This is a genomic window from Rhodophyticola sp. SM2404 (assembly GCF_053570515.1).
The window spans coordinates 294,249-309,552 of record NZ_JBSEDL010000001.1 but is presented as its reverse complement, the minus strand read 5'-3'; the positions used below and the strand labels follow the sequence as shown (position 1 = coordinate 309,552).

Sequence of the window (15,304 nt, the reverse complement as noted above, 5' to 3'; positions counted from 1 at the left end):
CTGAAAAACGCGTCTCTAGAGTCAATTGCAGCCGATATTCATCATGGCCGATTGCGCCTCTAGCACGGCAGGCGAGCCGGGATAGCGCGTGCCGACCTCAGCCAAGGCCAAACAGGCCTCATCAGGGCGTTCAAGCTGCGCAAGGCTGGTGCCCAATTTCATCAAGGCCTCAGGCGCGCGCGGGTTGTCGGGCGAGCCTGAAAAACTGTCGAGATAGGCCCGCGCGGCACGGCTCCACTGGCTTTGTTGGGCCTCGGCCTCGCCGCGTAGGAAATGCGCCTCGCCCGATAGCGGACCACCCGAATAGGTATCGGTGAAGGCTTGGAACAGGCTGGCCGCCTCGGACCAGTTCTGCGCATCAAACGCCTCGCGGGCGCGGTCGAAATCGGCCTGCTCGCTCACCGCAAGCTGGGGGCCTGCGGGATCGGTGGAGGGGGCGGGGATGATCGGCATTGCACTGCCCGTATCACCGCCAAGGCTGGGTGCGTCGCCCAAGGTCGCGATATCGCAGGCTTCTTCCAGTTCACACAAACGAAACTCCAGATCGCCGATGCGGTTGGACCCGTCCGAGACCACGCGCTCCACGCGGATTTGAAGCTGTTCCGTCATGCTGGTCAGACGGCGCAATTCCGCCTCGATGGCGTCAATGCGGTCCAGACTATTGCCACCGACAACCGGATTATTGGGTGCACCGGTTGTCGATAATTCAGTTCGCAAGCGTTGGATTTCAACAAAGATCACCGAAAGCTCCTGCCGAATATCAGCAAGGGTTTCGCTGCGGTCCTGCGCAAACGCAAAACCGGGCGCGAAACAGGCGATCCCCAAAGACAGAACCAAGGCTCGCAACATCACATCAGGCTCCTGCGCCAGCAGCAATCACCGAGACCGAGCGGCGGTTACGGCTATAACAGCTTTCATCCGAGCAAATCTCGATCGGGCGTTCCTTGCCGTAGGAGATGGTGCGAAGGCGGTTGGCCGCGACACCTTGGCTGACCAGATATTCCTGAACCGAAGCCGCGCGCCGCGCGCCAAGCGCAAGGTTATATTCGCGCGTGCCCTGCTCATCGGCATGGCCTTCGATGATTGCGGTATAGGCAGGGTTGGACAGCAACCATTGCGCCTGCCCCGCCAGAATGCCCTGCGCCTCTGGCGAGAGCGAGGATTGATCAACCGCAAACAACACGCGGTCGCCGATGGTCTGGTTGAAATATTCAGGCGAGGCTGGGTCAAATGCGCCCGCGCCCGATGCGTTCAGATCAACCGAATTGCTTCCACCTGGGCCAAAGCCGCCTTGCGAACAGGCCGCAAGACCAAGAGAGGCAACCAGAAGGGCCGTCTTTGTAGAGAATTTCATGTGCTCGTTCCTCGTTACAGGCATTTATTTATGCCAAGTTTATCACGGGTGAGGCGCTGTGCAAATCACACCTCGTTGCAGTGCTATTGTAAAAGCGGCGACCATGCGGGGTCAGATGCCATACCCGGCGTTGCAACCCGCTGAAGATTGCGCCCCGAGATATCAACCGAATAGAGACCCGGCCCACCATTTGCGCCTGCGGTTTCACGGGTGAACATGATGACACGGCCATTGGGGGCCCAACTTGGACCTTCATCAAGGAAAGACGCAGTCAACAAACGCTCCTCCGAGCCATCGACGCGCATCACACCGATATGGAACCGCCCGCTTTCCTGTTTGGTAAAGGCGATGTAATCGCCACGCGGAGACCATACGGGGGTGCCATAGCGCCCCGAGCCTTGGCTGATCCGACGCGCCTCACCACCCGAAGCAGGCATGATATAGATTTGCTGGGTGCCCGAGCGGTCACTTTCAAACACGATCTGGCTGCCATCAGGCGAGAAGCTTGGCGCGGTTTCAATCGAAGGGGCTTGGGTCAAACGGCTGCGCTGACCCGAATTCAGATCAAGCAGATAGATATCGGTATTCCCGCCGCTCTCCAGCGAAAAGACAACGCGGTTCCCGTCAGGCGAAAAGCGCGGCGCGAAGGTCATCGTGCCGGGGAAGTCTTCCAAGGGGCGGCTTGTGACGCTGGCCACATCCATCAAATAGATGCGCGGCGTGCCGCTTTCATAAGAGGTATAGAGCACCCGCCCACCATCAGGCGAGAAACGCGGGGCCAGAACGATTGAACGGCTATCGGTCAGATACTGAACATTCGCGCCATCATAATCCATAATCGCCAGCCGCTTGAGGCGCGCATTCTTGGGTCCATCCTCGGACACAAAGACAACGCGCGTGTCGAAATACCCGCTTTCGCCTGTGATCCTCTGATAGACTTGGTCGGCCACATTATGCGCCATTCTGCGCCAGCTTTCAGGGCTGCCCACAAATTGCAGGCCCTCGCCAAGGGGTTGCTGCGCAAAAACATCGAACAGGCGGAATCGCACGACCAACTGGCCATCTGCTGTCTGTTCAACCGAGCCCGTGATCAAGGCTTGGGCATTGATTGCCTGCCAATCATTGAACTGAACAGGGCTGTCGAAACTAGTGATGCTCGAAATATGGGCCGAGGAAGGAATATCGCGAAACAGCCCCGTGCCGCGCAAATCAGCGGCAATCACCCGTGTGATATCTTGGGCGGCATCTGCGGCCGCTCCGTTTTCAGCGATAAACACCGGCACGGCAAAAGGCAGCGGCTCGATCACACCTTCAGTGATCTCAATTCGAAGCGGCCCGGGGCTGGTCTGCGCCTGCGCGCCCGATGCGAAACTGCCCAATACGGCAAGGCCAGCGAGCATAAGGGGTACCATGAATAATTTCATCTCAGCCTCATTTGTTCGGGATTAAAGACCATCTCGATTGTGGCCCAATGGTCATATTTGTCTTGTGGAAGGTCAAATCCGTTCGCGCCGCAGCGCAAAATTGCGCGGCGACCTGCCTCGAATGCCTGACGCGCTGCCGCGTCCGATCCGCCCTCGGAGGCGATCATGCGAATAGATCCGCTCTCGGGTCGGCCATCAGCGGCCATTTGCACCGAAATCGTCACGATTGTGCGCTGCGCCTCGGAGGATAGCGAGCCCACATTCCAACAGGCGCGCACATCCGCGATCAGACCGTCAACCTCGCCTTGGGTCAGTGGCGGGCCAGATGGCGCGGCAGGGCTTGGGTTGGCCGCAGCATCCGCAACCGCTGCCGCGATGGCATCGGCCATGCTGTCTTGCTGTGGCTCGGCCTCGGCGGCGTCAGGTGTTTCAGGGGCTGGCGCATCGGCGGCTGTCTCGACTTCTGGTGTGGGCGGTGGTGTCGGGCGCGCAGGCCGCGCGGTAGGGCGCGAAGAGGCAAGCGGCGCATTGCTGGCCGAAGGCGTTTCCGCCTCGGTCACGATCTCGGTCGTGGCCTCCTCGGGGGCGGTCTCCACAATCTCTTCTACGGGGATATCGGCCTCTTCAGGCTCGGAGGGCTGCTCCACCACATCAGGGGCAGTTTCTACATCTGGCGGCGGCGCGGGTGCAGGTGTGGGGGCAACGCGCGGGGCCTCTTGCGGGACGGGCGTATCAGACGGGGCCGAGTTCGGATCACCTTGGGGGGGTGCGGCCAGCGCCGCCACCTGATCGGTCACCTCAGTTTGAGGGATAGGGTCAGGTTCCACAATTTGCGGGGGCGTTTCTACGGGGGGCGTTACGGGAGCGATCGGCTCGCTCACCTCAGGGGCTGCCGTTTCCTGTTCGGGCGGCTCGGGCAATTCTGCCTGTGGCGCGGGCGTCAAAGCCTCGGGCGCTTCGGGCGTGGAGGGGGCTTGTGGGGTCTCGAAGGATACGCTTTGCGTCAGCTCCTCGAACTCGGCGGTCGAGATGATCTGTACGCCTGTTACCTGAAACTCGGTCTCGTCGGTGGCGCGGAACAAACTTCCTCCTATCGCGACCCATAACAGGATCGCGGCATGGATACCGGCGGAGGCGTAGAGTTCCCGACGCATAAGCGCGTCACCCCCCAGACCCGTCAAGCGCGGGGCCGCCAGCATCGGTCACCAGACCAATTTCGCGGAACCCGCCTGCATTAAGCGCACCCATCACAGTCATCACCTGATCATAAGGAATGCCGCCATCGGCCCGCAGGAACACCCTCGCGCTTTCCCGCTCGGCCGCGATGGCCTGCAGGCGGGGCACCAGATCAGCCAGCGGCACTTCGGTTTCTTGGATCATCACCCGCCCGTCACCCGCCATGGTGACCGACAGCGGCTCCTCCTGCTCGGAGGGCAGCGCTTCGGCGGCGGTTTCGGGCAGTTCGATCGGAACACCAACCGTCATCAAGGGCGCGCTGACCATGAAGATGATCAGCAAACACAGCATCACATCCACAAATGGCGTGACGTTGATTTCGGACATCGGACGGCTGCTGCCACCACGACGACCGCGCCTGCGCCCGCCTGATGATTTCTGTGCGACCGAGGCTCCCATCAGTCCAGCTGCCTTGACAGCAAGGTCGAGAATTCATCCGCAAACCCTTCATAGCCCGCAATCAAGCGATCAGAGTCGGAGGAGAGTTTATTGTAGAAAATAACCGCAGGGATCGCAGCCAAAAGGCCCAGACCCGTGGCAAGCAAGGCCTCGGCAATACCGGGCGCCACAACGGCCAGCGATGTATTGCCTGAAACCGCAATTTCCTGAAAGGAGCGCATGATGCCCCAAACCGTACCGAACAAGCCCACGAAAGGCGAGGTCGCACCCGTTGTGGCCAGCACGTTGAGACCACCTGAGAGCCGCTCGGATTCCCGCGCAATCGCGACATCCATCGAGCGGTCAACACGCTGCTGCACACCTGGGATCAGCGCACCATCATCGCGAAGCGAGCGGCGCCATTCCGTCATACCTGCCACAAAAACACGCTCGGACGCGCTGCGCGGGTTTTCTGCGAGCTTGTCATAAAGCTCATCCAGCGGCTCGCCCGACCAGAAGGCCGCGTCAAATGCAGCCGCATTGCTGCGCGCGCGGCGATACATCCGGTATTTATTGATTGTAATCGCCCAGACCCAAACAGAGGCCACGATCAGCGCGATCATAACCAATTGGACCGTTAGGCTTGCCCTAAAGAAAAGTGCAATCAGCGTAAAATCCGCTTCATGCACCATGTTCAGCGTTTCAGCTTCCATGCCTGCTCTTTCCGTCTGCCCCAAGATGGGATGGGTGCCTGATTTTTATATGGCACCTCATTTCGCGGTGATTCTACCAAGTTGAAACGGGAAACACCAACAAAACCGCATCAACTGCCTGTGTTTGGCGATAATCTTTCAATTCTTTGGCGGATATCCGCCGGAAGCCGCGCTGCGCGGCCCAGATCATTCAGGCAGACAAGCTGGACATTGGCGAAAAACAGACGTGTATCGCCGCGCAAAACGACCTGCTCCATCACGAAACTGGCGCCTTTGGAGGCGGTCAATCTGGTCTCGACCACCAACTCGTCATCAAATTTTGCGGGGCTGAGATATTCGGCCTCAACGCGCTTTACCGCAAAGACGATCCCGTGCTCGGATTTGAGCCGCGTTTGATCGATATCTGCCGCGCGGACCATTTCCGTGCGGGCGCGTTCGATGAATTTGAGGTAATTGGCATAATAGACGATCCCCGCCAGATCAGTGTCTTCATAGTAAACACGAAGCGCGAAACGATGGGTCATTGCGGGGCTCCGATACGGGCTGCCAAGCGGATGGCATGGGAAGGGTCGGTGGCGCAAACGGGCATGACCGGATCATAGCCCGCGCGGATCAGGGCCGCGACATCAGGCTTGAGCACCGCAGGCCCGCCTTCCTCCAGCACCGCGAGCGGCGATGTGCCCAGAAAAGCCTGATCCGACCAGAGCAGAATGGTCTGCACCATTTGGCTCAGCGCAATGGTTTCTGCAGGAATATCGGCCATGGCCGCATCCATCCGAACAAAAACAAACCCCGCCTTGATGCCACCATCGGGATCAAAGCGGAAACTGCGATACTGGTTTGCATCCGCCGCTTTCAGCCGCGCCACGGTCTGCGCCAGATCGGGGATCAAACGGTCGAGATTTGGCGTCTCGGTCAACTCGTCCCATTCCCGAAAGAAAAACACCATCAGGTTCGCCCCAAGCTCGGGGTCGGTTTCGGCCATTTTATGCCCCGCCAGTGCCACCACCGCCTCGATTGCGCCTTTGAGAACAGACACCGTTTCATCGGTGGCCCCGAAGACCACAGGCACAATCGGACGCCCCCAACGCGCAAAGAGATACGACCCGTCTGATCGCGTAAAAAGGGGGGTGATGTCTTCTGCTGTCATACTGGTCTCTTTCAATCCTTTGGTCGGGATACGTGCGAAGGCTGATCGGTTCAACTATTCGCCCGCCGAAAAATTCGGAAAACACGCATCCCTCCCCCTATAAACGGCATCTACCTCTCCGTTCTATGACCTGACCATAGGAGAGAGTTATGAGTGAGACTTACCAGTCGGCAGATACACCGATAAATGAGCATGCTCGCGTAGAACGCGTTCGGCGCACAGGGTTGATGGACACCGATCAATCGGCACGATTTGATGTGTTCACAGAGCTGGCCACGACGCTGACAGGTTGCCCTGGAGCCTATACAGGCCTGCTTGATGAAGAGCGTCAGTATTTCTTGTCGCGCGATTTCGGCGATGCCAATGACCTTCCCGATAGCGAGGTTGGACGCCCCGCGACCTTGTGCCAATATGCGCTGCTCTCCTACCAGCCTTTGGTTGTGGAAGACCTGCGCGAGCATCCGATCCTCAAGAACAATGCGCTGGTGCAAAACCCGCCGCATTGGCAATTCTGGGCAGCCTTCCCGCTGATCACCCATGATGGGCTGGTGCTCGGTACGCTCTGCGTGATCGACTACAAACCCCGTCAATTGTCGCAAGAAACGCTCGACCTGATGACGCGGGTTGCGGAAACCATGACCCGCCAGATCATCCAGCAGATGGATAACCGCGAAGCACTGGCCGAAAAGATGCACGACCTTCTGGGCGCGGCCCTTGCCCGTGAAACGGCTGTATCCGTCGCCGCCCTACACGGCTTTATGGCGCTGACCGCCGATTTGCCCGTCGCACCCGAACAGGGCGAGGCGGCTGTTGCCGCAGGTCTTGCCTGCTCTGTCGGTACCGCTTTTGAATTGAGCGAGGAAGGCCGCCGCCTCCAGCAAGAGCACGGATTGGTCGAAAGCACCTATCGCCGCCGCATGGCAGCCCCCAAGAAATCCGTCAGCCTTGATGATCTCTTGATGGCGATGGAGGACTAAGCATGCTTGCAAGAACCTATGAAATCACCTTTGCAGAAGCCAAGGATGCGCAACTCAGCGTCGAGGTTGTGAACGCCCTTTTGGGCAAGGATGTCGCGACCCAGAACGTGGCTGGCATCAAAGCCTTGCTGCGCCGCGACGGTACTTTGCTGGTGGTCATCCTGTTCGATGAGTTGGAAGACCTTCGTGCCTATGACGCGCGAACCTTCACCTTTGCCGATACGCTGAAGGCAAGCTTTCCCTGTGAAGTTGAAAAGCACAACTCGGTCGCGATCTTCGAGTTTGAACGCGAAGCCCGCATCTCGATGGGTGTCTAGCAAGACCAGCGACACCCCCTGCGGCCTGCCATTTTGGCTCAATCCGAAACGGCAGGCCGCAGGGGGCTCGGCTCCTCTCGCGATAAACTGGGGCAAACGCCCTCTCGCCTGAGGCTTATTGCTCTCGAAGGGCGGTTGCCGCCGTCCCTTTGCGCATCTTCGTGGTTCAAGTGGGCGGCACCCACGCTCTTTCGTTGAAAAGCTGCATGGCTCTCTAACCTCGGCCTCCAGCCTTCCGTTCCACCATGAACAGATTGGAGAGAGCCTTATGTCAGATCAATTCGAGCCAGCCCCACACCCTATCAATGAGTTCGCCCGCGCGATGCGCGCCAAGGCCACTGGCCTGATGGATGCGGAACCCTCAACCCAATTCACGCATTTCGCCACTTGGGCGCGCAGTACCGCGAACTGCGCGGGGGCCTATATCAGCCTACTGGATGATACGCAGCAAAAGATCCTAGGCGTTGATTTCGGCGATCACGAAGATCGTGCCGTGCCCGAGGCGGACCGTTCGCGGACATTGTCGCAATATGCGCTGTTATCCTATCAGCCCAAGATTGTTCCCGATCTGCGCGAACATCCGATTTTGAAATCACATCCGCTTGTGAAGGGCCCTGCCGCTTGGGTCTTCTGGGCGGCCTTCCCGCTGATCACCAAAGACGGTTTGGTTTTGGGGGCGATGACGGTGGTCGATTACAAACCGCAAAACCTGCCGCAAGACAGCATTGATGAGCTGCAATTGATTGCGGGCAAAATCAGCGATCTGATCAACTCGATCGGGGTTGAGGCGCAGCATTGCCTGCGTGACGGCAACCCCGTTCCGATGGGATCCGCCGAATAGGCACGCAGGCGCGGCCTTAGCTTGAAAAGAGGTCCCGATCCGTTTTTGGGGCCTCAAGGCCCAGATGTTTGAACGCGCTTTGGGTGAGCATCCGCCCGCGCGGCGTGCGCTGGATCAACCCTTGTTGCAGCAGGAATGGCTCAACCACCTCTTCCAAGGCATCGCGGCTTTCGCTCAGCGCCGCACTCAAGGTCTCGATCCCGACAGGGCCACCGCCATAGGACTCGGCGATCAGCTTCAGGTAGCGCCTGTCTGCGCCATCAAGGCCAAGATCATCCACACCAAGCCGTGTCAGCGCACGATCGGCAATGGCTTGGGTGACGCAGCCATTTCCCTCGACCACCGCGAAATCGACAACACGGCGCAGCAAGCGCCCTGCGATCCGCGGCGTGCCACGGGCGCGTCTTGCGATCTCATGGGCGCCACCTTCTTCGGCTGGTGCCCCCAAGAGCCGCGCGCCGCGATCCACGATCTGGTGCAATTCATCGACATTGTAGAAATTGAGCCGTGTCGGAATCCCGAACCGATCCCGCAAAGGCGTTGTCAAAAGCCCAAGTCGCGTGGTCGCGCCAATCAAGGTGAAAGGCTGCAATTCGATCCGAACAGTGCGCGCGGCAGGGCCTTCCCCGATGACAAGGTCCAACTCGAAATCCTCAAGCGCGGGGTAGAGAACCTCTTCCACCGCTGGATTGAGGCGGTGGATTTCATCGATGAACAAGACATCGCGCGCTTCAAGATTGGTCAGGATCGCCGCCAAATCCCCCGCCTTGGCCAAGACAGGGCCCGAGGTCATGCGAAAATTCACACCCAATTCCCGTGACATGATCTGCGCCAGCGTGGTTTTTCCAAGCCCCGGAGGGCCATGAAATAAGACATGGTCCATCGCTTCATTGCGGCGACGCGCGCTTTCGATGAACACCGAGAGATTTGCACGCGCTTCCTGCTGACCAATGAAATCGCCCAAGCGTTCAGGCCGCAGAGCACGGTCGGAACTGGGGGGATCTTCGGGCTGGCGGTCAGGCCGCAGGGTGGGGTCTGGTTCGGTCATCTCAATCCTTTGGCGCAAGCAAACGAAGGGCCGCGCGGATCAGGGCAGGTGTCGGCGCATCGGGCGCCTCGCCCGCCGCCGTGGCGACGGCGCTGGCCGCCTCAGACGGGGCATAGCCGAGGTTTTGCAGCGCTGAAAGGGCCTCTGCCTGCGCTGCTGCTTTCGGAGCGGGCATATTCGGCTTAGGTTGGGGCGGGGCTGCGGTTGGGGCACTTGGCTCGATCACCTGTGCCTCGTCATCGCCCATGGCCGAGGGCAGCGAGCCGCCAAGCGCCATAATCGCGGGCCCCTTATCCTTCAATTCATTCACGACACGCTGCGCAAGCTTTGGCCCCACACCAGGTGCCGCTTTGACAGCGCCCCAATCGCCAATCGCAATCGCGCGGCCAATACCTTCGGCCCCAAGCGTGCCAAGAATGGCCATCGACGCCTTGGAACCGACCCCTTGGACCGAGATCAGCAGACGGTGCCATTCCCGTTCAAACAGCGTCAGAAAACCGAAAAGCTGCAAATTATCTTCGCGCACCAATAACTCGGTATAAAGGGCGGCAACCTGCCCTGCACCGGGCAGCGAGGACAGCGTCCTATCGGAGCAATAGACGATATAGCCCACGCCATTCACATCAAGCAGCACATGATCCGTGCCACGATAATCCACCCGTCCTGTCAATTTGCCGATCATCGCCCTGCCCCAATTGCTTTGGCCAATCTTTGCGAGTTTTGTGCATGGAAGGAATGGCAAATGGCAATCGCCAAAGCATCCGCAGCATCGGGGCCCGCGGGAACAGCGCCGGGCAATTGCATGCGCACCATATGCTCGACCTGCTGTTTTTCGGCATGCCCCACACCGACAACCGCCTTTTTGACGGCATTGGGCGCATATTCAGCCACAGGCAACCCCGCCTGCGCAGGCACCAGCATCGCAATGCCGCGCGCCTGACCCAGCTTGAGCGTGCCCGCCCCGTCGCGGTTCACGAAGGTTTGCTCGACGGCGGCCAGATCGGGTTGATAGGTTTCGACCACTTTGGTGAGTTGGCGGTGCAAAGACAAAAGGCGCAGCGCCAGTTCTTCACGCGCAAGGCTTTCACAGACACCATTGGCAACATGGCTGAGGCGTGATCCCTCAACATCGATCACCCCCCAACCGAGGCGTTGTAACCCTGGATCAATCCCGATGATACGCATCTTGGCCTGCCCCTGCTCTGATTTATGCGGCTTTTTCGCACCACTAGCACGAAACAAGAACATTGAATAGCCCAAGGTGCAAATCCGTCATCCCCTGTTCCGAATTCGACGCGCGCCGCACCCTATATGCGAAAAGCGCCAAAACACCGCTCAAAAGCGACCATAAAAATGCGAAATATTCTTATGTTTTTAAGGCTGAAATCACAATTTTCAGCTATCTGAAATTCTTGGTGGATTTGGCATGAAATTCGCTCTTGTGTCGTGCAAACCGCAGGATTAAGTGCGGCAATTCACGTTGCTAACTCAATATAACTGAAAGGACCTCCAGATGGCTTCCATGACCAATCGCACCCTCGGCGCAAGCCCTCTGGGTACGGCCACTCTCGCCTCGGTCGTCGCACGTATCTCGGCTTGGAATGATACCCGCGTCACCCGCAAATATCTGTCGAAACTCTCGCTGCGCGAGCTGGATGATCTAGGGCTGATGCGCGCTGATATCGAAGATATCGCCCAAGGCCGTTTCCGCCGCTAAGGCCGATCACGCCACCAAGACCTCAAAAGCCGCGCTGCTGCACCGCACACGCGGCTTTTTCATGCCAAGCTTTCCGCCTTTTCCGAAAGCCATTGCAGGCCATTGACCAACAGATCATACCCTTTGGCCGCGAAATCAGACATCGGATCAGGGGTCAGGACAAAGCCTGCCAGCCGCTCATAAGGCTCACCGACCAGCAGTGCCTCAACAATGGCCGCCATGTATTCCTCACCCAAATGCCAAGTCGCATAGCCTTTGGCCAAGGCAAACAGGATCATGAGCGACAACAGCATTCGAACAGAAGACGGCAAACGCCGCTTGGGGCGCGATACAGGACCCAAGACACCATCTTCCCCAACACGATATGCATTGGGGATATGCGCCTCGCGCGCGCTGTCTATCCGCCCGAGCCGCTCATAATATGTCTTGAGTTGGTCTTCCATCTGACAATCCTATTGGGCGCGTTGCCGCAACGGATAAGTCCATATCAACAGGTTTGATCAATTCTATGTCCGAGACAGGGCCAAAGTGAGGCAAGACCATTCGCCGTGAACCGAGTGGCGGGTCAATTCAAAGCCCTCGGCGATATAGGCCGCGATCACGGCCTCGGCCTGTTCATTGAGCAAACCCGACAGGATCACGCGCCCATCTTGCGCGCAATGGGCGCGCATATCAGGGGCCAGTTCGATCAAAGGGCCTTTGAGGATATTTGCAAAAATCAGATCAAACGGCGCGCGGGATTTGATGTCTTCATGCTCAAACCCTGCCGCTTCAACGCAGATCAGCCGGTCTTCTAACCCATTGGCTTTCGCATTGGCCAAAGCCACATCAACAGCGACCTCATCGATATCGCTGGCCAACACGGTTTCGGGCCAGACCTTCGCCGCAGCCAAGGCCAAAACAGCCGTTCCGCAGCCGATATCGGCCACGTTATGTGCGGTGAAACCTTCATTCAGCAAGACATCAAAAGCGGCCAGACAGCCTAGCGTGGTGCCATGGTGGCCCGTGCCAAAGGCCATTGCGGCCTCGATCAGCAGCGAAACGGATTGGTCAGGCACCTTATCGGCGTCATGGCTTCCATAAACGAAGAAACGACCCGCCTCGACAGGGTGCAATTCACGTTTCACATGCGCGACCCAATCGGTGTCAGGCAATTCCGAGACTGCGAAATCCCTTGCGCCATGGGCTGCTGCCAAAAGCGCCAAAGCAATCTCGTCAGGGCTCTCAATGAAATAAGCCCCCACTTCCCAAAGGCCTGACCCGTCTTCCATCTCGAAAACGCCAACACCAGTCGGGGTGGGGTCAAGCTCCTCCAAAGCCTCACCAAGCGCTTCGGCGGGGGCTTTGCCTGAAAGGGTGGTCAGCGCGGTGAAGGTTGGCATGGGCGTGCTCCGTTTGGAATGAGAGGTCGCAATAGGGCTGGCGTGATCAAATCACAAGGCGGCTATTGCGCGGCCACGGGTATGGGGCGGGCCAAAATCGTCTCATGGCCTTCCTCGGGGTGGCGCGGCACCAAGAAGGACAAGAGGAGCGAGATCACCGCCATACCTGCCGCCAGCAGGAATACCGTGATTGGGGAGGTCAGCCAAATATAGCCCAGAACCGCTGGCAAAAAGACCGCCGCGATATGGTTGATTGTGAAGGCCACCGCCGCGGTTGGCGCAATATCCCCCGGTGAGGCGATTTTCTGGAAATAGGTTTTGATCGCGAGTGCAAGGGCAAAGAAAATATGGTTGGCCACATAAAGCCCTGCCGCCATCCAAGGCCCCCAATCGAAATAATAAAGGCCCGCATAAAGCACAAAGATGACCGCCAGACCGACATATTCAAAGATCAGAGCCATACGCTCGCCAAAGAAAGACACGGCCCGCCCCAGCAAGGGCGCCGCAATCATATTGGCCACCAAGGTCAGCATGAAAAGCGCGGTGATTTCATGCACGTCATAGCCATAGCGCTGCACCATCATAAAGCCCGCAAACACCACGAAAATCTGACGCCGCGCGCCCGACATGAATTGCAGCGCGTAATACAGCCAATAGCGCTTGCGCAGCACCATTTTCTTGGTCTGGGGGTTGGGGCTTTCGAATTGCGGATAGATCAGGAATGCCGCCAATGCGAGCGATGCTGTCACCCCGCCTGATACCCAATAGACAAGGCTATAGCTCAGATCAAAGCTGCGCCATGTCAGCACAATCAGCCCATAGGCCACCAAGGTCGCCGCCGACCCCATCGACAAGAGCCAGCCCAAGGTTTGCGGGGCGCGCTTTTTGTCGATCCATTGAAGCTGCAGGGATTGATTGACCGTCTCGTAATAATGAAACCCGATCGAGCTGAGCAGCGTGACCACCAGCAGACCCTGAAGCGATGGAAACTCGGCCGTCACCGCAGTTGCGACCCCCAAAAGCACTAGCGAAACCAGACCCAGAACCTGTTCACGAATAAAGATAATCAGAAAGATCACCCCAATCGCCAGAAAGCCGGGTATCTCGCGCACTGTATGAAGCCAGCCGATATCCGAGCCGTCAAATTGCGCGGCCTCAACCACGAAATTGTTCAGCAGCGCCGACCATGTCGCAAAGGCAATCGGCATAGCGAATGCCATCAGAAACAGTAGCGCCACAGGGCGGCGCCATAGTGGCAGCGATTGTGCTTGGGACAGGGTGATTGTTTTCATAACCCAAGGCCTTACGCCCGTTTTGAAAAAGGGGCAACGCTCTCGATCGTGCTGGTCTAACGCAAACGATCGCCCAAGAGGAACTCGGCGGCGGCGTCCAATCGGATATGGGGCGGGCCTTCTTGAGGTTTGAGGTCGATCACAGCAGGCGCAAAGCGCATCGCGGTGAAATCGCCGTCCAGCCATGCCCCTTGACCCGCACGCGCAGGCGCAAGAATGGCCTTGGGATCGCTTGGCAATTCTCCGGGATGAAAGGCCGCTTGTTTGCCGCTATCCAGCAAAGTGCCGCGAACCATATCAACCATAGCGCCTTCATGCACCCGCGTTTCCTCGACCGTGGCCCGCAAGGCTGCAATGGCCATGGCGCGGGTCTCGGCCCCTGCGAAATCGGCACGGTCGCGCGCATCGCGCACCAAAGCCTCCATGATCGCGGCCAGTTTGCTGTGCTGGCTATGATGCAGATGATCGGCCTTGGTCGCGGCGAATAATATCCGCTCCACCCGCTTGCCAAGGATCGAGGATAAAAAGGAATTCCGCCCTGGACGGAAGGCACGCAAAATCCCTTCCATGGTCTGGCGCAAATCCTCAACCGCGCGCGGGCCTGCATTGATCGCGCCCAGCGCATCGACCAGCACAACCTGACGGTCCAGCCGCGCGAAATGGGTGCGAAAGAAGGGTTTGACCACTTGTGATTTATACGCCGCAAAGCGCCGCGCAAATTCCCGCTTGAGGGAGCCGCGCGGAGAGGCCCCTTCGGGCAAGGGCGCAAAGGTCAAAGCGGGCGAGCCTTCCAACTCTCCCGGCAGTAAGAACCGCCCCGGTGTGCAATCTGAAAACCCGTCCTCACGCGCCTGTTTGAGATAGGCGGTATAGCTGCGTGCAAGCTCCTGCGCTTTGGCCTCATCCAGTTTGCGCGCGCCATCAAAGCCCTCAATCAAGGCCAGATACTCGGCCGCTTGCTCCCGCGTTGCGGCCTTGGCCAGCGCGGCCTCGGCCCATTGTTCATAGCTTTGATCCAACAGGCCCAGATCAAGAAGCCATTCACCGGGGTAGTCGACAATATCCAGATGCACAGTGCGCGGCCCTTGCAGCCCAGATAACAAACCAGAAGGCTGCACCCTGAGCGACAGGCGCAGTTCCGAGACATGACGCGTGCTTTCGGGCCAATAGGGCGTGGGGCCCGTCACGGCCGCCAAATGGCTCTCGAATTCAAACCGCGCCACGGTGTCATCTGGTTGGGGTTGCAGAAAACCCGCCTTGATCCGCCCTGATTGCGCGGCTTGCAGGCCCGCCATCCTGTCACGATCCAGAAGATTGGCGACAAGCGAGGTGATGAAAACCGTTTTGCCCGCGCGTGACAGCCCCGTCACGCCAAGGCGAATGACAGGCTCGAAAAAGGTCTCCGACACTGTCGAGGTCACGCCTTCAATGCCACGCCCCAAATTGTCTGCAATCGTTCCGATAACCAAGGGGCG

General features: G+C 58.6%; 19 protein-coding genes. 4 read left to right on the top strand and 15 right to left on the bottom strand.

The genetic code is table 11. The features are described from left to right. Positions 1–21: 21 nt before the first annotated feature. The 8 genes from ybgF to ACTYEO_RS01520 form a co-directional block, all read right to left on the bottom strand. Complete coding sequence (gene ybgF, locus ACTYEO_RS01555; RefSeq protein WP_449321948.1) at positions 22–849, bottom strand: tol-pal system protein YbgF; 828 nt, start codon at positions 847–849, stop codon at positions 22–24. A gap of 4 nt (positions 850–853) precedes the next feature. Further along, positions 854–1,354 (bottom strand): peptidoglycan-associated lipoprotein Pal, encoded by a 501-nt coding sequence (gene pal / locus ACTYEO_RS01550; RefSeq protein ID WP_449321947.1) that lies wholly within the window; start codon positions 1,352–1,354, stop codon positions 854–856. A gap of 83 nt (positions 1,355–1,437) precedes the next feature. Then, complete coding sequence (gene tolB, locus ACTYEO_RS01545; RefSeq protein WP_449321946.1) at positions 1,438–2,778, bottom strand: Tol-Pal system beta propeller repeat protein TolB; 1,341 nt, start codon at positions 2,776–2,778, stop codon at positions 1,438–1,440. After that, on the bottom strand, positions 2,775–3,932 hold the full coding sequence (locus ACTYEO_RS01540) for an energy transducer TonB (protein WP_449321945.1): 1,158 nt from the start codon (positions 3,930–3,932) through the stop codon (positions 2,775–2,777). The genes tolB and ACTYEO_RS01540 overlap by 4 nt, the downstream gene beginning before the upstream one ends. A gap of 7 nt (positions 3,933–3,939) precedes the next feature. Further along, positions 3,940–4,413: an ExbD/TolR family protein gene (locus ACTYEO_RS01535; RefSeq protein WP_449321944.1), complete on the bottom strand. Its 474-nt coding sequence runs from the start codon at positions 4,411–4,413 to the stop codon at positions 3,940–3,942. Continuing rightward, a complete protein-coding gene (tolQ, locus tag ACTYEO_RS01530; RefSeq protein ID WP_449321943.1) occupies positions 4,413–5,105 on the bottom strand; it encodes a protein TolQ in 693 nt (230 codons plus the stop codon). The genes ACTYEO_RS01535 and tolQ overlap by 1 nt, the downstream gene beginning before the upstream one ends. Positions 5,106–5,215: 110 nt before the next feature. Then, positions 5,216–5,629, bottom strand: a complete 414-nt coding sequence (gene ybgC, locus ACTYEO_RS01525) for a tol-pal system-associated acyl-CoA thioesterase (protein WP_449321942.1) — start codon at positions 5,627–5,629, stop codon at positions 5,216–5,218. Further along, complete coding sequence (locus ACTYEO_RS01520) at positions 5,626–6,255, bottom strand: hypothetical protein (RefSeq protein WP_449321941.1); 630 nt, start codon at positions 6,253–6,255, stop codon at positions 5,626–5,628. The genes ybgC and ACTYEO_RS01520 overlap by 4 nt, the downstream gene beginning before the upstream one ends. A gap of 149 nt (positions 6,256–6,404) precedes the next feature. On the opposite strand from ACTYEO_RS01520, the gene ACTYEO_RS01515 reads away from it, so the two are divergent. The 3 genes from ACTYEO_RS01515 to ACTYEO_RS01505 all read left to right on the top strand — a co-directional run bounded on the left by ACTYEO_RS01515 (position 6,405) and on the right by ACTYEO_RS01505 (position 8,390). Continuing rightward, complete coding sequence (locus ACTYEO_RS01515) at positions 6,405–7,232, top strand: GAF domain-containing protein (protein WP_449321940.1); 828 nt, start codon at positions 6,405–6,407, stop codon at positions 7,230–7,232. A gap of 2 nt (positions 7,233–7,234) precedes the next feature. Continuing rightward, a complete protein-coding gene (locus ACTYEO_RS01510) occupies positions 7,235–7,549 on the top strand; it encodes a hypothetical protein (RefSeq protein WP_449321939.1) in 315 nt (104 codons plus the stop codon). 268 nt (positions 7,550–7,817) lie between these two features. After that, positions 7,818–8,390 (top strand): GAF domain-containing protein, encoded by a 573-nt coding sequence (locus ACTYEO_RS01505; RefSeq protein ID WP_449321938.1) that lies wholly within the window; start codon positions 7,818–7,820, stop codon positions 8,388–8,390. 16 nt (positions 8,391–8,406) lie between these two features. Here ACTYEO_RS01505 and ruvB read toward each other — a convergent pair whose 3' ends face one another. From ruvB to ruvC, 3 genes are read right to left on the bottom strand one after another with little or no spacing between them, the layout of a single operon-like run. Next, on the bottom strand, positions 8,407–9,438 hold the full coding sequence (gene ruvB / locus ACTYEO_RS01500) for a Holliday junction branch migration DNA helicase RuvB (protein WP_449321937.1): 1,032 nt from the start codon (positions 9,436–9,438) through the stop codon (positions 8,407–8,409). A gap of 1 nt (position 9,439) precedes the next feature. Next, positions 9,440–10,120 (bottom strand): Holliday junction branch migration protein RuvA, encoded by a 681-nt coding sequence (gene ruvA, locus ACTYEO_RS01495; protein ID WP_449321936.1) that lies wholly within the window; start codon positions 10,118–10,120, stop codon positions 9,440–9,442. Continuing rightward, complete coding sequence (gene ruvC, locus ACTYEO_RS01490; RefSeq protein ID WP_449322214.1) at positions 10,117–10,623, bottom strand: crossover junction endodeoxyribonuclease RuvC; 507 nt, start codon at positions 10,621–10,623, stop codon at positions 10,117–10,119. Before ruvC ends, ruvA begins: the two co-directional genes overlap by 4 nt. Before the next feature lie 337 nt (positions 10,624–10,960). On the opposite strand from ruvC, the gene ACTYEO_RS01485 reads away from it, so the two are divergent. After that, positions 10,961–11,155, top strand: a complete 195-nt coding sequence (locus tag ACTYEO_RS01485; RefSeq protein WP_449321935.1) for a DUF1127 domain-containing protein — start codon at positions 10,961–10,963, stop codon at positions 11,153–11,155. Between the two features lie 59 nt (positions 11,156–11,214). On the opposite strand, the gene ACTYEO_RS01480 is transcribed toward ACTYEO_RS01485, so the two are convergent. The 4 genes from ACTYEO_RS01480 to ACTYEO_RS01465 all read right to left on the bottom strand — a co-directional run bounded on the left by ACTYEO_RS01480 (position 11,215) and on the right by ACTYEO_RS01465 (position 15,298). Continuing rightward, entirely contained in the window at positions 11,215–11,598 is a 384-nt protein-coding gene (locus ACTYEO_RS01480) for a hypothetical protein (RefSeq protein WP_449321934.1), read from the bottom strand. A gap of 63 nt (positions 11,599–11,661) precedes the next feature. Further along, positions 11,662–12,537: a 50S ribosomal protein L11 methyltransferase gene (locus ACTYEO_RS01475; RefSeq protein WP_449321933.1), complete on the bottom strand. Its 876-nt coding sequence runs from the start codon at positions 12,535–12,537 to the stop codon at positions 11,662–11,664. 62 nt (positions 12,538–12,599) lie between these two features. After that, positions 12,600–13,829 (bottom strand): MFS transporter, encoded by a 1,230-nt coding sequence (locus ACTYEO_RS01470; protein ID WP_449321932.1) that lies wholly within the window; start codon positions 13,827–13,829, stop codon positions 12,600–12,602. A gap of 56 nt (positions 13,830–13,885) precedes the next feature. Beyond that, on the bottom strand, positions 13,886–15,298 hold the full coding sequence (locus ACTYEO_RS01465) for a YcjX family protein (protein ID WP_449322213.1): 1,413 nt from the start codon (positions 15,296–15,298) through the stop codon (positions 13,886–13,888). Positions 15,299–15,304 lie beyond the last annotated feature (6 nt).